This window comes from Streptomyces sp. NPDC051133, assembly GCF_040682635.1.
Classification (GTDB): domain Bacteria; phylum Actinomycetota; class Actinomycetes; order Streptomycetales; family Streptomycetaceae; genus Streptomyces.
Genome location: NZ_JBFBBK010000061.1, coordinates 18,474 through 35,970, shown reverse-complemented (window position 1 = coordinate 35,970; position 17,497 = coordinate 18,474). Strand labels below are relative to the sequence as shown.

Here is a 17,497-nt window from a genome sequence, read left to right as displayed (position 1 = left end):
CGGCAAACGCCTGCGCCCTCTTCCGCCTGCGTTCAGGAGTGAGACGTGAATCTTGACGGCGCGCGTGTCTTGGTGGCCGGTGCCACCGGCGTCCTGGGTGGCGCACTCACGGCTGAACTGGCAGGTCGGGGGGCGCGTCCCGTGCTGGCCGGACGTGACGCGGCCCGACTCGTCCGGGCTGCCCGAGCGCATGCGGGCGCCCCGACCGTGGTGTTCGACGCCTACGACCCCGCTTCCTGCGCCGGCGCCGTGCACGGCGCGGCCTTGGCCCTGGGTGGCCTCGACGCCGTCGTGACGGCCTTCGGGTCGGTCGCCTTCGGCCAGGCGGCCAAGACCGGTGACGAGGTCGCGGAGCACCTGATGGCGGTCAACGCTCTGGCACCCGCTGCCTTCTTCCGCGCCGCGCTCACCTGCATGGAACCCGGTTCGCTGATCGCCGCCGTCACCGGCGTGGTCGCGTACGTCCCGCAAGCGGGCATGGCCGACTACAGCGCCTCCAAGGCCGCGCTGAGCGCCTGGCTGCACGCCACGCGACGCGAGGCGCGAGCCGCCGGCATCCGTGTCCTCGACGTGCAACCGGGACACGTGGAGACCGGTTTCGCCGAACGGTGCGTGGCGGGCACGGCCCCGCCGATGCCTCCGGGTGACGACCCGCGCAGGGTCGTAGCGGCCATGGCCGACGCCATGGCTTCGGACGCCGAGTCGCTGCGCACCGCCCCGGACGGAACGCTCGTCTCCGAACGGCGCGCCAGGTGACCCGCGAACGCGGCCGTGCGGAGGGCACGCCGGACGTGGTCATCATCGGGGGCGGCGCGTCCGGGCTCAGTCTCGCCCACCACCTGTTGGCGACCGGCTCCACCGCGGTGACCCTGGTGGAAGCTCCGGACGGTCCACGGCGACCGCCCGAGCGGACCTGGTGCTACTGGGATCGCGGCCCCGGCGACTTCGAGGAGGTGGTCAGTGCCTCCTGGTCACGGCTGCGGGTCCACGCGACCGACGGCGGTTCGGTCACCGTCAGTCCGTCTCCGCTGCGCTACCACATGCTCCGCTCCTCCGCCTTCGAGCAGCTGGTGCACTCCCGGCTGCACCGTTCCCCGCACGGGCGCCTCCTGCGCGCCACGGCCGACACCGTGCGCGCCACGGCAGACGGGGCGGATGTCGACTGCACGGCACCCGACGGCCGGACGCTGACGCTGCGCGCCCGCCACGTCTTCGACTCGCGCCCGCTGCGCGTCCTGCCACCGGCCCGGACGCAGCTGCTGCAGCACTTCCGCGGCTGGTTCCTGCGCACGGACGCCGACAGGTTCGATCCGTCGGTCGCCGATCTGATGGACTTCCGGGTGCCCCAGCCGCGCCACGGGCTCGCCTTCGGCTACGTCCTGCCGCTCGCGCCCGACCGCGCGCTCGTCGAGTACACCGAGTTCTCCCGCGCGGCGCTGACCACCACGGCCTACGAGGCGGCACTTGCCCACTACAGCCGCGACATCCTGCGCCTGGGCGCGTTCACGGTGGAGTCGGCGGAGCAGGGCGTCATCCCCATGACGGACGCGGCCTTTCCGCGCCGGGTCGGGCCCGCGGTCTTCCGTATCGGGACGTCGGGCGGCGCCACCCGCCCGGCGACCGGCTACACCTTCTCCGCCGTGCAGCGGCAGAGCCGGGCCATCGCCGCCGCCCTGCGCAACGGCCAGGCGTGCGCGCCCCCACCGCACGGACGGCGGGCACGGGCCATGGACGCGGTGCTGCTGCGGGCCCTGGACACCGGACGGATCGACGGACCCGACTTCTTCACCCGCTTGTTCCGGCACATCCCGCCCGAGCGCCTGCTGCGTTTCCTCGACGGCGCCACGTCGCCCTGGGAGGAGTGGGGCATCGGCCTGCGCACCCCTGTCGGACCCATGCTCCGCACCGCCGTCGAACTCCCCTTCCTTCCCCGCCGTCACCACCCCGTTCCTCATTCCGGAGAGAGCCACCGATGACCCTGCTGCGCGACCACGAACTGGCACGCGCCTTCGACCACGCGTCGCACACCTACGACCGCCTCACCGGCCTCAACCCCGGCTATCGCAGCGGCCTCACCCGCTCGGCGCGACGGCTGCGACTGCCGCAGGCCGGGGCCGGGGAAGGGGCCGGGGCCGGACAGCACATCCTGGATCTCGGCTGCGGCACCGGCGCCTCCACCCGAGCCCTGCTACGAGCCGCGCCACACGCGCGGATCACCGCCGTAGACGCCTCGGAGGGGATGCTGCGGCGCGCACTCGCGAAGCCATGGCCGGCCTGCGTCCGCTTCCTCCACCTGAACGCGGAAGACCTGGCCACGGCCGGTCACGGGCCGTTCGACGCGGTGTTCGCCGCCTACCTCTTCCGCAACGTCACCGACCCCGACAGGGTGCTGCGCATCGTCCGCACCCTGCTGCGACCGGGTGGCCGGCTCGCCGTCCACGAGTACAGCCTCAGCGGCTCGGCCACCCACCGTGCCCTGTGGACAGCCGTCTGCCGGGGCATCATCCTCCCCGCGGGCACGCTGAGCGGCGACCGCACCCTCTACCGGCACCTCTACCGAAGCGTCCTCGAGTTCGACACCGCCCCCGCCTTCGCCGGCCGCCTGGCCGAGGCCGGATTCGCCGACGTGCGCACAGCCCCCGCCGCCGGATGGCAGACCGGGATCGTGCACACCTTCCTCGCCCGCAACGCCTGCGCCACAACCGCGGAGGCTGCCCGGTGAGTGCCCCGCAGCGCGCGGCCCGCCGCGGCCGCGACCGCAAGGCCGAACGGGTGGCACCCGCACCGGGCCGGAGCCGGTTCTCGCCTGCGGACGCCCCGAGCGTCGCCGTGATCGGCGCGGGCATCGCCGGCCTCGCCGCTGCCACCCTGCTGGCCGAACGAGGCGCCCGTGTGACCCTCTACGAGCGCGAGGAAGCGCTCGGCGGCCGTGTCGCGGGCTGGCGTACCCGCCTGGCCGACGGTTCCCCGGCGACCATGAGCCGGGGTTTCCACGCCTTCTTCCGTCAGTACTACAACCTGCGCGGTCTGCTGCGGCGCACCGATCCCGGGCTCGAGCGTCTGCGGCCGCTGCCCGACTACCCGCTACGGCACAGCGGCGGAATGACCGACAGCTTCGCCCGGGTGCCCCGCACACCGCCGTTCAGCGCGCTCGGGTTCGTGGCCCTGAGCCCCAGCTTCGGCTGGCGCGACCTGGCCGCCATGGACGCCCGGGCCGCGCTGCCCCTCCTCGACGTCCGCGTGCCCGAGGTCTACGAACGATTCGACTCGGTCAGTGCGACAAGTTTCCTCGAGGGCGTCCGCTTCCCCGAGGCCGCGCACCATCTGGCGTTCGAGGTCTTCTCGCGCAGCTTCTTCGCCGACCCACGCGAACTGTCCGCCGCGGAGCTGCTGCTCATGTTCCACATCTACTTCCTCGGCTCGGCCGAAGGCCTGCTCTTCGACGTGCCCACGGAGCCCTTCTCCCAGGCTCTGTGGGATCCGCTCGGCGACTATCTCCGGCGCCTGAACGCCACAGTGCGCACCGGGACCTGCGTGCGCCGCATGGACGTGGACCACGGCGGGCACGTGGTGGTGCACACCGACCGCGCAGCCCACCGCCATCACGCGGCGGTGCTCGCCCTGGATCCCGGCGCACTGCGCGAACTCGTCGCGGCGTCACCCGGTCTGGGCACCCTGGCCTGGCGCGACGACATCGCCGCGCTGCGTACCGCCCCGCCCTTCCTCGTCTCCCGGCTCTGGCTCGACCGGCCCGTCCGCGCGGACCGGCCGGGTTTTCTCGGCACCAGCGGATACGACGGACTGGACAACATCAGCGTGCTGGACCGCTACGAAGGCGAGGCCGCACACTGGGCCGCACGCAACGGCGGCTCGGTGGTGGAACTGCACGCCTACGCCGTCGCCGCGGACGCGCGACCGCGCACCGTGCAGGACCGCCTCGTCGAGAGCCTGCACCGCGTCTACCCGGAGACCCGGCAGGCACGGATCGTGGATGCCCGGCACGAATGGCGTGCCGACTGTCCGCTCTTCCTGGCCGGCTCTCACCACCGGCGGCCCACCGTGGCGACCCCGCACGCCACGCTGACGCTCGCCGGCGACGCGATCCGCTGTGATCTGCCCGTCGCCCTCATGGAACGCGCCGCCACGACCGGTTTCCTGGCCGCAGGCGCCCTCCTCGCCCGCTGGGGCATCACGGGTCAGATGCTGTGGACGGTGCCACGGGCGGGCCGGTCGCCCATGCTGCGGGCACTCGGCGCGGTCGCGGCACGGTGAGTGCGGCGGCCGGACACGTCCGGTCCAGCCGACCGCCGGGCTCATCAGGGCGGGTGCCCGGCCGGCTCAACCCGGCAGGTGCCCGGCCGTGCCCATCCAGGCAGGTGCCCGGCCGCGCTCAACCAGGCACGGGTCCAGCCGTACTCATCCAGGCAGGTGCCCGGCCGCGCTCAACCAGACCTAGGTTCCGGCCGTGCTCAACCAGGCAGGCGTCCGGCGCTGCGCAGCGCCCAACGCCGCTCCGCGTACGCCAGGTCGTCGCGCCACAGTCGGCTCGCGGTCCGGCGCATCACCGGGCGCAGCGCGGGCGCGAGGGTACGGGCCAGTGCGAATCCCCGCCGGTCCGAGGCGGCGACGATCGCCTCGGTCACCGCGGTGAGCGGCCGCTCGTCCGCCGCGCCGGTCAGCGGCGTGGCGTGGGTCTCGACCACGGACGTCGCTCCCTCCCCCTCGGTGATGCGCATGACGACGGTACGCGGGCCGGGAGCGGTGAACTCGGCTTTGACCGGCACCACCAGACGGCTCGTCACCCGGAAGGAGACGTCGACGACGAAGGCGTCGTCCTCGTCGCCGTCCGGCGGCCGGACCACCGTCAGGTCCGCGAACGAGTACGGGTGGAACCAGGCCCCGTGCCAGGGGTCGAGCCGGTTGGCCACCACGTCTTGCGGCTCGCACCGGCCGACCGCGGTGACGACGGCGGCCACGCCCTTGTCCGCCGCAGGCCGGAGAGGTACCACGGGGCGCTGTGACGGCTGCTCGCCGCCCAGCGCATCCAGCCGGACCCACACCAGCACCCCGTCGTCGTGGACGGGATACGGCTCCCATCCGGCGAACGGCGCTCCGTCCAGTACGAGTCCGTGCCAGTGGCAGACCAGGGTGCCGCACACCACCCGGCTGTCACGCAAAGGCGCGCCCAGGTGCGGGCAGGCGCCCGGCCCCGCGTGCAGCCGGCCGGTGTCCGACCGCCACAGCACCACCTCCGTGCCGCCCACGGTCCTGCCGCAGGGGCGGCCACCGGCGCGGACGTCACGGGAGGCGGCGACGACGAACCAGTTGCCGGACGGGCGGGCGCAGGCCCGCTTGAGCGAGTCGGCGATCAACGCCGGTCGTGCCTCTCGCCACGTCGGCTTCTGCGTGGCCCAGTGGGAGCGTCCGCGCCCGCGCAACGGCGATGTCCAGCCGGGGCGGCCCTTCCGGTTCTTCACAGCCTCGGTCCTTTCCCCTGCGGCGCCACGACGCTCGCGGAGGGCGTCGGTCGATCGGCGCGGGTGTGCCACCTGGCCCTCGCGATCTGTACGACCGCGGCGGCGGCCGTGGCCGCACGGCGCCGGCGGGAGACGGCTGCGCGGCGGTGCAGCACCGTGTAGTTCCGCTCCGCGATCGCGTCGAGGATGCCGCCGTACAGGGTGAACGCGGTGCGGATACAGGGGCGCACGCGCGGGTCGAGCATGGCGAGGCCCGGTTCCGCCTCCCGGTACACCTGCCTGGTCAGGGCCTCAGCGGCGACGAGCGCGGCGCGGACGCGGCTGTCTTGCCGTCCTGTGCGCCGGCTCCACTGCAGCAGCGGGCGGTCCACTCCGTGGGCGGCGAGCAGGTCCGCCGGCAGGTAGACCCGGCCGCGGTCCAGGTCCTCGCCCACGTCCCGCAGGAAGTTCGTGAGCTGGAACGCCACTCCCAGGGCGGCCGCGTGCGGCGCGGCCTCCTCACGGGGCACGACGGTGCCCAGGACCGGCAGCATCTGCAGGCCGATCACCGCGGCCGAGCCGTGCATGTAGGCCCGCAGGTCGGCGTACGTCGCGTAGCGGGTGACGCTCAGGTCGGCGCGCATCGAGGCCATGAAGTCGGCGAACAGAGTGTGCTCGATGTCGTACCGGTCGGCGGTGTCGGCCACGGCTTGGACGACGGGTTCGTCCCCGCCACGGGTGCGCAGCCCGACCGCGAGGTCGCTCTCCAGACGCTTGAGCAGCCGGTCGCGCTCGTCCGGTGTCCGGCTCCGGTCGAGGTCGTCCACGATGTCGTCCGCCCAGCGGGCGAAGCCGTACAGCGCGTGCACGGCCGGGCGGCGCTCCACGGGGAGCAGCCGAGTGGCCAGGAAGTACGTCCTGCCGTGGAGTGCGTTCAGACGCCTGCAGAGTGTGTAGGCGCTGCGCAGCGCGGGGTCGGTGATGCCGGCGGCGTCCAGTTCACGACGGGTCATGGGCACGCTCCTCGGCCGGGGTCGCGAGGCCACGCCTCCTGTGCGGTGCCGGGCGGCTGCCGGCGGGGCGGCGGTGCATGCCGCCCGTGACGCGTGCGGCGGCGAGCTTGCCGCTGATCAGTACCGTCGGCACCCCCACACCGGGGGTGGTGCCGCAGCCGGCCAGTACGACGTTCTCCAGGCCCCGCACGAGGTTGCGCGGGCGGAACGGTCCGGTCTGGGCGAAGGTATGGGCGACGGAGAAGGGACTGCCCGCCGCGTGCCCCTGTGCCGTCCAGTCCAGCGGCGTGACCAGCAGTTCCTCACGGATGCTGTCGGCGAACCCGGCCAGCCCCCGGCGCTCCAGCTCTGCGGCCAGCCGGTCGCGGTAGCGGGGGCCGAGATCACGCCAGGCGGCAGCGGAGGGGCCGACGGACGTGTTCGGGCACGGGGCCAGCACGTAGTGCAGGTGGCGCCCCGGCGGGGCCAGTGCGGGATCGTGCGCCGTCGGCCGGGTGATCAGCAGGGAGGGGTCGCTCATCAGCCGCCCCGAGCGGGTGAGTTCGTCGAACGTGCGCTCCCAGGCCGTACCGAAGGAGAGGGTGTGGTGGGCGAGGCCGGGCCATGTGCGGTCGCAGCCGGCGTGCAGGACGACGGCGGACGGTGCGTGACGCAGCCGTACCGGACGCCGGGGTGTCCGTCCCAGCAGACGATGGGCGACGGGCAGTTCACAGGTCAGCACCACCGCGTCGCAGGGGATGCGTTCGCCGTCGGCCAGGCGTACGGCACGTACTCGGCCGGCGGACTGCTCCAGGCCGGTGACTTCGGCCGACCAGCGGAAGTCTGCACCTGCGGCGGTCGCCGCGTCGGCCATGCCGCGGGGCAGTGCGTGCATGCCGCCTTTGGGGAACCAGACTCCGGCCACGGTGTCCATGTAGGCGATCACGGCGTACGCGGCGAGGGCGCGGGCGGGGGCGACTCCGGCGTACAGCGCCTGAAAGGAGAACACCCGGCGAAGCCGCGGGTCCGACAGGAAGCATCCGATACGCCTGTCCCATCGATCGAAGCCGCCCAGCACCGCCAGCCGGGCCAGGTCCGGGTGCAGCAACTGGAAGGGGGAGTCGAAGTTCGCGTCGATGAAGCGCCGCATCTGCGCCTGGTAGAGCCGCTTCAGCCAGTTTCTCAGTTCGCGATAGCCGGCCGCTTCGGCAGGACCGGCGAAGCGCCGCACCTCCGCCTCCATCGCCTCGCCGTCGGTGTGCACCTCGAGTGAGCTGCTGTCAGCGAAACACGCCCGGTAGGCGGGGTGCAGGGGCATCAGTTCGACGTGGCGGTCGAGGCGGTCACCGACTGCGGCGAAGGCCTCGTCGGCCAGATGGGGCATGGTCAGCACCGTGGGACCGGTGTCCACCTCGAAGCCGCCCAGGCGCACCCGGCCGGCCCGGCCACCCGGGTGGGCATCCTGCTCCAGGACCGTCACCTTGCGGCCGGCGCCCAGCAGATGCAGGGCACAGGCGAGGCCGGAGAGGCCGGCACCCACCACGACGACGTGATCCGTCGGCCCGTGTACCGTCTTCACGCGGCCTCCCCGGTGTGGCCGGGCACGACGCCCGCGGCCCGTTGGACCAGCGCGGTGAACTCTTCTCGGACCGCGAGGCCGGCACCGGTCTCGGCGAAGTGCCGCAGGCTGGACGCCGCAAGCTGCTTGATCTTGGACTCGACGGCGGTTCGGGCTCCGACCCGCTCCAGTGCCGCCCGCATGTCCTCCACGGTGGCACCGGGCCGGTCCGCTGCTCGCGGAGCGAGCACGGCGGTGGCCTCCTCGTCGCCACGGTCGCCGGCAAGCCGGACGCCTACGGCGAGCAGATAGGTGAGCTTGCGCGTACGCAGATCGTCAGCGGCCGGTTTGCCCGTCATCGCAGGGTCACCGAAGGCGCCGAGAAGATCGTCGCGAAGCTGGAAGGCCAGTCCCGCACACCGCCCGGCGCAGCGCAGCGCCTGTACGACGGATGCGCCGGCGTCGGCCAGCGACGCGCCGAGCGCCAGCGGCCGCTCAGCGGTGTACAGGGCGCTCTTGAGCGTGGCGATGGCCAATGCCTCTTCGACGCCGGAGGCCCCGGTCGCCTGCGCGCGAAGGTCACGGTACTGCCCTGCGACCATCTCAGCGCGCATCGCCTGCCACTCGCGGTGCAGTTGCCGGCCGTGGGGCGAGCCGAGTGCCATCTCGGTCATCAGATCGTCCGCCCAGGTCAGTGCCAGGTCGCCGGCGAGCACCGCGGCACCGTTGGCGAAGGCCTCGGCAGGGCCGCTCATCCGCCCGGTCCGGTGCATGCGGGCCAGATCCACGTGTATCGCCGGCGCGCCCCGCCGCAACGGGGAGCCGTCCATCAGGTCGTCATGGATGAGCGCGCACGCCTGCACCAGTTCAAGGGCGCAACCGGCGCGCACCACCGCGGCGGCGTCTCCCGAGCCGCCCGCGGCCCGCCACCCGCACCACGCGAACGCCGTACGCAGCCGTTTGCCGCCGCGCCCGACGAGCGCGGCGACCCGGTCGGCCACATCGCGGGCGAAGAGGGCATCCACGTCGCGGGTCCGACGCGTCACTTCGTCGAGGACATCTCTCAACTCCGTCTCGACCGCCTGAACGGCGTCACGGGCTGTGAGCAGGCCATCGACGGGGCTGCTCCTTTCGGCAACGGTGGGCCGTGCTCCCGGCATGCCCTACCTCTTCTCACTGTCGGTCGTATGCACACCAGGGCTTCTGTGAAGTGCCCTCGTCCGGATGCGCTGATGTCTGCCCGGTGCGCCGCCTGTTCCGCGAGGAACTCACTGCGATAGCCCAACAGGACGGAGGTCGTGGCAGTGTGCGTCGTCCCGGTCGCCGGTCTGCCGGTGAGCCTGTGCCACGTCGGTGAGTCCCCGTCTGCCCGACCGCGAGCTGGAGCCCGTCGCCGCGCCACCCCTGGCTGAGCCGAGCGGAACAACCGCCTCAGCTCGGACAGGTATCCGATTGGACGATCACTCGGTCGGACCAGGCCCCCGCGAGGTCGAGCGGGATGCCGGGCTCCCGGGTTTCAGCAGCCTGGCGCGCCATGCCCTCGGCGTCGGGGCGAACAGCTGATCTTGGAGCCTGCCCTGAGTGCCGGGTTCACCTACTGCGGCGGCCGGCCGGGTCATGCTCGGCGACGTGCTGGGCGACCGCGTCGGCACCGGGCCGTGCGTACCGTTCCAGGGACCGCGTGGAGGCGTGCCGTGAGCGGGCCAGGAGCATGGGTGTGGACGTACCGTCCTCCGCCTCGTGGGTCAGCGCGCTGTGGCGGAGCCGGTGGAGCGTCCAGCCCTCCAGATCGTCGAAGTCGCCGGGGGCGGCGAGGGGGTTGGCCAGCAGTCGGGTGCTCTCCTCGAAGATTTCCTCGGCGCGGCGGTAGGACAGTCTCGCGCGGCCGGTGGCCGGGCAGATGTCCATGCCAGGGGTGCGGGCAGGGGCTCTGCGGTCGGTGAGGAAGAGCGGGCCGTGCGTGCGGCCGGCGATGAGCCGGGGCAGGAGTTGGGCCGTGCCGGACTGCCAGTGAATCCACTCGGTGGCGCCGCCCTTGGAGACGATCCGGCCGCGCCTGTCGGCGGGTAACAGCACCTCGATGTTCAGGGACAGGATCTCCTCCGCCCGTGCCGCACTCTCATAGAGGAGCTTCCAGAACGTCTTCTCCCGTACCGACGCCTCCAACGCCCACAGGGCGGCGATCTGGGGCTTGGACAGCGCCTTCGTGCGGTCCGGCGGTACCGGGCGGCGCTCGATCCCGGTCGTGGGGTCGGCCTCGATCCACCCCTGGGCCCGCCACCAGCCGATCGCCTTGCGAACGATGGACAGTTCGCGGTTGACGGTGTCTGCGTCCATCTCGTCCGCCCGCGCGGCGGCGAGTTCGGCGAGCACCGGAGGCAGACCCGGGTCGTCGATGGCCACCAGGTCGAAAGTTGCAGGTTTCGCGCCGCGGCGGGCCGGTCCGGTGGGGGCCGGCTCGCAGCGCAGCATCCACCCCCAGGTGGTGAGCGAGATCCGGTAGATCCGTGTGGAGGACTGTGCGATGCCGGCGCCGGTGAGGTACCGCTCGACCGCGGCTTCGTACGACGGGGGCGGGGCGGACGGCGGCACGATGCGGGCGCGCGGCAGCCGTAACGCACCCCCGGCTTCCGACGTGGCCGCCCGTTCGATTCCCACCGGTCTGCCCCCTCGGCCTGCCCCACTGCATGCGTACACCTCGCCCCGCACCACGATCCTGGCGTGTGAGGGAACCGTCGAGGTCGACGGCTGGGTGCGGAGGGGAGGATAGCGACCCTGTCGCAGTAAATCCGCCATTTACCGCGGAGGACACGGAACGCTCACATCGAAGCACCCTTCTTGCTGCACGTGGACTGGAGCGCACCCTTAAAGATGCGCTACTTTCTAAATAGCCTTTAACTCAGGTTGGTTCGCTTGCGTATCAGCGCATGAGTGGGCAGAACTTGGAATCCTGGCGGGCAGTCAGGTCGCAGAGGGGTGTCGGTGGTGACGCACAGAACCGATCTTGTCGAGGTAAAGATCAAACAGCAGGTTCTCTGGGTTGGCCCTGACGCCTATCCGCTGCGAGGCGTAACGGCGACGCGGCGAGCGGTCATCCTTCCGGACCGCTGGAACGCCGTGAAAAGCTTCCTGAAGTCACTGTTAGTACTATTCGTTCTCCTGATCATCGCCGTGACGGTCGGGGAGTCCGTCAGTGACACCGTCAAGGAACTGGCGATGTCCCTAGGGATGATCCTGTGCGTCGTCTTGATCGTCGTGCTGGTGAAAAGGCTTCGTACACCAGAGATCTACGAGTTGATCATTGAGACGGCGAGCTCTGCCCAGACCGTCGTGGCGAGTCCGAATTTCATGAGGGTCGGCGCGCTCGACAACCAGATCATGGAAGCGATCAACAATCCTCAGGCCGAGTTCCAGCTGCAGATCGAGAATGCCCATATCGGTGACAGGATCACACAACACGGCAACCACACCATCGGAAAGAAGGTCGGGTGACGTGAGTGGCAGCTTCCATATCGGTGACGCGGTCACCCAGTACGGCGATCACAACACCGGCATCGTCAAGAACCAGGCCCCTACCGACCCGGCCTCGGCGCTTCAGGCACTGGTCGCCGCGGCCCGGCTCTTGCATGACGAGGTCCCTGCCGAGGACCAGCAGGCCATCGACGACGCACTCCAGACGCTGGAGGCCGGCCCGGACGCGCCTCCCGGCACCCTGCGCCGTGCGCTCTCGAACATCGCTGGGATCGCCACCATGGTCGGCAGGGTGGGAGTCCCCGTCATCGAGGCGGTGAAGGGCGTGAGAGCCGCCCTCGGCATCTGAGCGGTGGCGGTCCACGAAGGCGCATCCCGCACGGCAGGGGCCGGCGGCCGTAAGGGCGCCTGTGCGGTGCAGTTGTCGCAGCTAGGCTCTGTGCGTGGCCGGAGCCATGCACACGATGACTAGGAGAGGCAGGCGGATGGCAGCGTTGGGGCGTCGTGAACGGCTACGGGCTCAGATGTCTGCAGAGATTCGGTCCGCCGCCCGCCACATCATCACGAACCAGGGCGTCGAGGCCCTCACCTTGGCCGAGATCGCCCGGCGCGTCCAAGTCACTCCCGCCGCCCTCTATCACCACTTCCAGGGCGGACTCCCGGAAATCGTGTACCGGGCCGCCGAAGACATCGTCGACGACCTGGTGCGAGAGCTTCAGTCCGCCGCCGACTCCCATCCTGCGGACAACTTCGCCATGCGAATGATCGAACCGGTGCGAGCGCTACGAAGCTGGGCAATCACACATCAGCCCGAATTCAACCTGCTGTTCGGCACGCCCACCACGGCTGCCGGTGATGCCCACACCGAGCTGACCAGCGCCTGGGTACGGCGGCTCGCCGGCGTCTGGGGTCCGACATTCGTGCAGCTGTGGAGGGAGCGCGGTTTCCCGGTTCTCGCCGATGACGAGATGGATCCGCGACTACGACAGCAGATGCTGGACTACGGTGCAGACACCGGTGTGGACCTTCCTCCCGGCGCGATGGTGGTGATGCTGAGCTGCTGGCGGTCGCTCTACGGGCAGATCTCGCTGGAGGTCTTCGGGCACTTCGCCCCTCTCTTCTCCGACCAGGAGCCCATGTTCGAGCTGCTGATGCAGGAACTGGTACGTGGCACGGGCCTCGGAGACCAGTACCAGCCGCCGCCTCGATAAGTCGGCGGCCTGGAATTGCCACCCACACTCGGAGCGCCGCAGAAACGGCAACCCGGACCGAAATCCCACAGTCACGAGGAGGCTGCTCGATGTCCGCATGGTTGATCATCGAAGAGGAGACGGTCACAGCCGATGGGCCGGCCTCGCATCGACAGGTCAAGGCCCGGACGGCGAACGGGAAGACGCGGGAGGAGGCACTCGTCGAGCTGTACAGGGCGGCCAGGAACTACAACTCCGACTCGCTCAAGCGCGGAACGACGGTGGTGGGACGAGACAGTGACGGCTCCTTCTGGGTGCTTCCCAAGAACGGCAAGAGCCACGCCTCCTGCAACCTCCGTCTCATCGAGCAGATACGTACCTGAGCCTTGCTGCCCCTCTCGCTCTGCAGGCAGGGTGAAGTCGACGCCAGGTACGGTCATCCGTTACTGCCTGACGGTGAAGTACTCCCATGCTCCCCATGTGTTGAGGTTGCCGGCGTCCTTGTCGCTGTGGACGTACTCGGCGCGCATTCGCAACTTGTTGTTGACCGCCTTGTCCAGCCCCAAAGTCGCGGAGCCGGTACTGCCCGTGCTGAGCGTGTGGCATGCCGAAGTGCTCTGAGTGTGCCAGGTGCCGCCGTAATAGCGCTGGGTCTGGAATCGCACGCATTGGCCGGCCTTGGTGGGCGTGACCGTGGCCTTCAGCTGTGCCTTGGCGGTGTGGTGATAGACCCGGTAGATGACGCTGCCGTAGTGAGTGCTTGTGTAGTAGCCGCTCAGTGACTCGGATACCCGGGCGTAAGCCGACACGGTCCGGACTGCGGTGGCTGCGGCGTAGCGGTAGTCGCCGGCGAAAGTTGCGGTGAAGGTCGTTTTGCCTGTGATCTTGTAGCTTGTCGTCAGGTTGCCGTGGCTGTCGACTGTGCCGGTCCTGACCAGCGTCTTCTTACCGTGGTATGGCTCGGCGTAGATGGAGAGCGTGCGCCCGTTGTACGTCTTGCCGAGGTGGGCCGTCACCTTCGCGGTCGCACCGTAGGCGTATGAGGACGTGTTGGTGTTGACGGTCAGGGTGGTCGTGTTGCGGGAGACCTGGACGGTCGTGGAGGCGTTGGCGGGCTGGTGGGTGGAGTCACCCGGGTAGGTCGCGGTGTAGGTGTTGGCTCCCCCGACCTGCGGGACGTCGGCGATGTGGAAGGTGCCGTCAGCGGACAGTGGCGCATCGGACAGCGTGACGCCGGCGGGATGGGCAAGATCGGTCTTCACCACCTTCACCACCTCACCCGATGGGTACGGTGCCGCCGATATCCGGCCGGACACGGTCAGTTGGGAGGCGCGGCCGCCTTTCGCAGGGGCGGTGAGGTCAATGCTGGTCGGGGCCGGCGCCGGAAGCTGCCACGGCACGGTGAACGTGTAGGCAGTTGGCTGCTGCGTGCGGTTCCCCGCCGCGTCGACCGCGGCAACGTAGAGGGTGTGGTTTCCCCAGGGCAGCGAGGTCGTGAGGGTTCCCTTGCCCTCGGCGTCGGTGGGGACCTGCGCGGCCCCGATGCCGGGCTGTTGGTCAAGGGCGTACACGAAGTGATCCAAACCGCTGGCCCAGCAGTCCGGAGCCCCCACCTGGACGCATCCGTTCGGCAGGGAATCACCGGCGGAGCTGAAGCTGAAGGTGGTGGGCTGCCCGGCGGCCTTCGTGGGCGCTCCCGAGGTTCCTGCCGGGGGGAAGTCCGGGTTCGTGATGACCGGGGCGATGGGGGCGCCCCCGTCGACCCGGAAGTAGCAGGACGCGGTCGGGTTCGAGTACGCCGTCCCGTCGTACGTCGACGCGTGCCATCCATAGGCGTGCCCGTCTGCCAGGGGCAGCGGGACATACACGGACTGGTAGAGCACCGGCGTCCCGGAGACGGACCCGTCGGCCGCCTGCGAACCGTTCACGTCCCACGCGTGGACGACTCCTTGATAGGTCACCCCGTTCACCGTGGGCCGCGGTACACCGATGGAGACGGTCATTCCTGCGGGAGGTGGACTGGACACCGCCCACCAGGTCGGGCTGCTGTCGCTCCCGCAGGCCGCGTCGGCCGGCAACGCAGGCGTCGGCAGTGCTGGGTTGACGGGGGTTTCGTCGGCGGCCGCTGTCGCAGGAAGCGCTGCCATGATCGCGCCGGCCAGCAGAAGGGCAAGCCGGCCGCGCTGACGCCCGGTTCGATTCACAGGTGTCCTCCTCCCGGGCCGTGCCCGTACCTCGATGTGTCATCCCCTGCGTCGCCCAGAGGGCAGCACCCGGGTGCGTGGTTGCGCGCAGCAATGGCCAGGACGGCATGCGTCTCCCCACGCATGTGGCCGTCTACTCCCCCTCGCTGCGGTGCCGGACCGCAGAGCACTGGACACTAACATCAACTCTGCGCATCGCAGCGGCCCTTGAGGGCTCACAATAGGGCCTCTCCTACGCCGCCCGCCTGATCGAAGGGACCGGCCAGGACCGTCACCTGCTCCTCGACGGTCCGTATGGGAGTGACGCCGGCTTGCGGAACAGCGGCGCACGGTAGGTGGCGGTGAGCCTTGTGACGCCGAACGCCTGGCGAGCGAAGAGGCAGGCTACGCTGCCTCGTTCCTCCCCGGGGAGGGGCCTCGCGAAGGTGACTCCGCACTGATCGTCGCCATGGGTGGGTGCCGCCAGGCCGCTCCCCGTCTTCATCGCCATGAGCGAAAGCTGTGCGTCGCCAGTCGGGCCACCGGCCTCCCCGCGCGGAAAGTCAGCTGCCGGCGCTCTCCTCAGGGTCGCGGTAGCGCTCTCGTACTCGCGAAGCAGGCTGGTATTTCGGCCCCGCGGTCTCGTCCACGCGTGCGAGCAGTAGTTCACACGGGGGTTCGAGGCGCTCCGCGAACCTCGTGGAGAAATCCCGGCCGAGCAACTGCCACGGCAGGGCTGTCAGCTCGTCCGTCAGATCCTCCAGCTTCTGACGCAGTCGCAGAGCCGCAGGAAGGAGTCTGCGCTCCGCTGCGAATCCCTTCCGTGACAGCATGTTCCAGCCTTCGGCGATCTCCTGCTCGGACTGACCCCGGGATTTGCTCAGCCAGTCGTCCTCATATCCCAGCCACTCGTTGTGAACGATCGACGCTTCCGCGGAGGTCAGCCCGGCCGCGGCCACGAACGCCCAATGCGTATCGCCCCGCCATTCCCGGATCGCGTTCACGGCGTGCCAGCCTGACAGCAGAGGGTTCCGTGGACGAGGCATGGACAGAGTCGCACCGAACAGCACCCGGCCGAGCCTCGGGAGGCGGTCGACGGCGGACCACAGGGCCGGCCCCATCTCGACCAGCGGGTCCACGATGCCGGGCGCATACCGACGCAGCCCCTCGTCGACGGCCTCGTCCCGCGCCTTCCACAATTCACGGAAAGCCACCGCGTTCCCTTTCAAGAGATCAAAGGTGAGGGCGATGCCTGCGGAGCTGATGGAGCCGAACGCGGCCGTCAGTGCTTCCGGCCCGGCAGGCGCGAGGGGCGCGCCTCGGGAAGCGATGTATCCGAGCGGGCCCGGGAGGCCGCGCGCCTCGTACCGCGCCACTGCTCCGGGATCCCAGAAGATCCATCCGACGGTGGTCTGTACGGAGCGCGCGTTGCGGCGGCTTGTTTCATGCCGATCGCCGTCCGTCGTCCGACCCTGCCATTGATCGGAGATCATCGTCATGTCCTGACCTGTCAGCAGTTCCGGGGCCAGAGGGTGTATGCGCCAGGTGTGTTCATCCAGTCGAAGGTGGTAGCGCTGGAGTGGCCCTGCTCGGCCAGGTACTGGACGCGTTGGACTGCGGCGGTGGGGTCGGGGTTGGTTTCGTCGAGTGCGGGGGCGACACTTTCCGCCGAGCTTTCGACAGTGAGGTAGTGGTTGCGGCAATACCACGACATGGCGTATCCATCGTTGAGCCAGTGGGTGGCCTGGGTGTCGAAGATGACGAACCAGGGACGCAGGGCGGCCGCATAAGCGAGGCGGGGGTCGCCGTTCGGACTCGGTTTGGTCATGGCGGGCCACATCGAGGCCTCTTCGAGCCGACCGGCTGCCGAAAGGTCGGCCAGATGCTGGGCGTATTCCTGTTCGGTGGAGAGGTTGTCCAACTTGTAGCCTGCGAGCTTGTTCTCTATGGTGCCGGTGATCGGGAAGACGATGAACTTACCTCGGAGCCCGTTCCAGGTGGGCCAAGCTCCGCCCTTCGCCGCGGCGTCGAGAGTCGGGTAGGTGGATCCGAGCATGTCTGCGGGTGTGAAGAGGTTTTCGGAACCGAGGTGTTTGGCCACCAGCTGATCCAACTGCGTCGGCCCCATGTCCGCGTTGGAGCGAAAGCCCCATTTGAGTTCGAGTTTGATGTAGACGGGGTCGTGACCGGGATGTGCGTCGCTCCAGGCCCTGAGGTCGTCGAGGCAGGTTCTGAGGCTGCCGTTCTGCCACGTGGTCTTGAATACGCCTGATCCGGTGGTGTAGGTGCAGTTGTTTTCGTTGATCAGGGGATCGGAATGGCTGACGACCCATCCTCCGGAAGTGCCGAAGGTGCTGTATGCGTCGATCTCCAGGAGGTGTGCTCCGAGGTCGAGTCCCCTGGTGATCGACTTGGACTTGCTCTTGTCGTAGGCGTTGTGCAGTCCGGAAACGGAGATCTGGTCCAAGGGGACGCTGCCGGGGATCGATGCGTCTCCGGTGGGTTCGGCGATCGTGGCGGTGTGGCCGGGCGTGGCGGAGAGCCAGGGCGAGGCCAGGCCGATCAGTACGGTGGTGGCGAGGGCGCAGGCCCTGGGGCGCCATGGACGGGCCTTTGCTCGGTCGAAGGGCATCGGGGCTCCTTGCGT

At 70.0% G+C, this 17,497-nt stretch carries 16 protein-coding genes; 8 read left to right on the top strand and 8 right to left on the bottom strand.

Translation table 11 applies throughout. The annotated features are described in order from the left end of the window. Positions 1 to 45: 45 nt before the first annotated feature. Genes AB0N17_RS38870 through AB0N17_RS38855 form a run of 4 tightly spaced genes read left to right on the top strand, consistent with a single transcriptional unit; the run spans position 46 to position 4,272 of the window. Positions 46 to 756, top strand: coding sequence for an SDR family oxidoreductase (locus tag AB0N17_RS38870; RefSeq protein WP_366016393.1), 711 nt, complete (start codon positions 46 to 48; stop codon positions 754 to 756). Next, a complete protein-coding gene (locus AB0N17_RS38865) occupies positions 753 to 1,976 on the top strand; it encodes a lycopene cyclase family protein (RefSeq protein WP_366016392.1) in 1,224 nt (407 codons plus the stop codon). Before AB0N17_RS38870 ends, AB0N17_RS38865 begins: the two co-directional genes overlap by 4 nt. Further along, positions 1,973 to 2,722: a class I SAM-dependent methyltransferase gene (locus AB0N17_RS38860; RefSeq protein ID WP_366016391.1), complete on the top strand. Its 750-nt coding sequence runs from the start codon at positions 1,973 to 1,975 to the stop codon at positions 2,720 to 2,722. Before AB0N17_RS38865 ends, AB0N17_RS38860 begins: the two co-directional genes overlap by 4 nt. Beyond that, complete coding sequence (locus AB0N17_RS38855) at positions 2,719 to 4,272, top strand: FAD-dependent oxidoreductase (protein ID WP_366016390.1); 1,554 nt, start codon at positions 2,719 to 2,721, stop codon at positions 4,270 to 4,272. Before AB0N17_RS38860 ends, AB0N17_RS38855 begins: the two co-directional genes overlap by 4 nt. A 197-nt stretch (positions 4,273 to 4,469) precedes the next feature. Here the strand turns inward: AB0N17_RS38855 and AB0N17_RS38850 are convergent, their stop codons facing one another. The 5 genes from AB0N17_RS38850 to AB0N17_RS38830 form a co-directional block, all read right to left on the bottom strand. Further along, positions 4,470 to 5,477 carry a DUF5914 domain-containing protein gene (locus AB0N17_RS38850; RefSeq protein ID WP_366016389.1) on the bottom strand — a complete coding sequence of 336 codons (1,008 nt, stop codon included), beginning with the start codon at positions 5,475 to 5,477 and terminating at the stop codon, positions 4,470 to 4,472. Further along, a complete protein-coding gene (locus AB0N17_RS38845; protein WP_366016388.1) occupies positions 5,474 to 6,469 on the bottom strand; it encodes a phytoene/squalene synthase family protein in 996 nt (331 codons plus the stop codon). Before AB0N17_RS38845 ends, AB0N17_RS38850 begins: the two co-directional genes overlap by 4 nt. Beyond that, a complete protein-coding gene (gene crtI, locus AB0N17_RS38840; RefSeq protein ID WP_366016387.1) occupies positions 6,456 to 8,027 on the bottom strand; it encodes a phytoene desaturase family protein in 1,572 nt (523 codons plus the stop codon). The genes AB0N17_RS38845 and crtI overlap by 14 nt, the downstream gene beginning before the upstream one ends. Beyond that, on the bottom strand, positions 8,024 to 9,166 hold the full coding sequence (locus AB0N17_RS38835; RefSeq protein ID WP_366016386.1) for a polyprenyl synthetase family protein: 1,143 nt from the start codon (positions 9,164 to 9,166) through the stop codon (positions 8,024 to 8,026). The genes crtI and AB0N17_RS38835 overlap by 4 nt, the downstream gene beginning before the upstream one ends. Before the next feature lie 430 nt (positions 9,167 to 9,596). Continuing rightward, the gene (locus tag AB0N17_RS38830) at positions 9,597 to 10,664 is read right to left on the bottom strand and encodes a site-specific integrase (protein ID WP_366016385.1); all 1,068 of its coding nucleotides are present in this window, start codon (positions 10,662 to 10,664) and stop codon (positions 9,597 to 9,599) included. A 327-nt stretch (positions 10,665 to 10,991) separates the two neighbouring features. On the opposite strand from AB0N17_RS38830, the gene AB0N17_RS38825 reads away from it, so the two are divergent. From AB0N17_RS38825 to AB0N17_RS38810, 4 genes are all read left to right on the top strand, one after another. Beyond that, complete coding sequence (locus AB0N17_RS38825; RefSeq protein ID WP_366016384.1) at positions 10,992 to 11,498, top strand: DUF6232 family protein; 507 nt, start codon at positions 10,992 to 10,994, stop codon at positions 11,496 to 11,498. Position 11,499: 1 nt separating this feature from the next. Beyond that, positions 11,500 to 11,826, top strand: coding sequence for a hypothetical protein (locus AB0N17_RS38820; protein ID WP_366016383.1), 327 nt, complete (start codon positions 11,500 to 11,502; stop codon positions 11,824 to 11,826). Positions 11,827 to 11,962: 136 nt separating this feature from the next. Further along, complete coding sequence (locus tag AB0N17_RS38815; RefSeq protein WP_366016382.1) at positions 11,963 to 12,688, top strand: TetR/AcrR family transcriptional regulator; 726 nt, start codon at positions 11,963 to 11,965, stop codon at positions 12,686 to 12,688. An 89-nt stretch (positions 12,689 to 12,777) separates the two neighbouring features. Continuing rightward, positions 12,778 to 13,050, top strand: coding sequence for a hypothetical protein (locus tag AB0N17_RS38810; RefSeq protein WP_366016381.1), 273 nt, complete (start codon positions 12,778 to 12,780; stop codon positions 13,048 to 13,050). Positions 13,051 to 13,110: 60 nt separating this feature from the next. Here AB0N17_RS38810 and AB0N17_RS38805 read toward each other — a convergent pair whose 3' ends face one another. The 3 genes from AB0N17_RS38805 to AB0N17_RS38795 form a co-directional block, all read right to left on the bottom strand. Further along, a complete protein-coding gene (locus AB0N17_RS38805) occupies positions 13,111 to 14,550 on the bottom strand; it encodes a hypothetical protein (protein WP_366016380.1) in 1,440 nt (479 codons plus the stop codon). Positions 14,551 to 15,413: 863 nt separating this feature from the next. Next, positions 15,414 to 16,349, bottom strand: a complete 936-nt coding sequence (locus AB0N17_RS38800; RefSeq protein ID WP_366016379.1) for a hypothetical protein — start codon at positions 16,347 to 16,349, stop codon at positions 15,414 to 15,416. A gap of 11 nt (positions 16,350 to 16,360) precedes the next feature. Continuing rightward, complete coding sequence (locus AB0N17_RS38795) at positions 16,361 to 17,482, bottom strand: Ca2+-dependent phosphoinositide-specific phospholipase C (protein WP_366016378.1); 1,122 nt, start codon at positions 17,480 to 17,482, stop codon at positions 16,361 to 16,363. Positions 17,483 to 17,497: the final 15 nt, after the last annotated feature.

Excerpts from the sequence above, each read along its gene's own strand:
- AB0N17_RS38860 (WP_366016391.1), top strand. The coding sequence starts at position 1,973 with ATGACCCTGCTGCGCGACCACGAACTGGCACGCGCCTTCGACCACGCG.
- AB0N17_RS38845 (WP_366016388.1), bottom strand. The coding sequence starts at position 6,469 with ATGACCCGTCGTGAACTGGACGCCGCCGGCATCACCGACCCCGCGCTG.
- AB0N17_RS38835 (WP_366016386.1), bottom strand. The coding sequence starts at position 9,166 with ATGCCGGGAGCACGGCCCACCGTTGCCGAAAGGAGCAGCCCCGTCGAT.
- AB0N17_RS38815 (WP_366016382.1), top strand. The coding sequence starts at position 11,963 with ATGGCAGCGTTGGGGCGTCGTGAACGGCTACGGGCTCAGATGTCTGCA.
- AB0N17_RS38810 (WP_366016381.1), top strand. The coding sequence starts at position 12,778 with ATGTCCGCATGGTTGATCATCGAAGAGGAGACGGTCACAGCCGATGGG.
- AB0N17_RS38800 (WP_366016379.1), bottom strand. The coding sequence starts at position 16,349 with ATGACGATGATCTCCGATCAATGGCAGGGTCGGACGACGGACGGCGAT.
- AB0N17_RS38795 (WP_366016378.1), bottom strand. The coding sequence starts at position 17,482 with ATGCCCTTCGACCGAGCAAAGGCCCGTCCATGGCGCCCCAGGGCCTGC.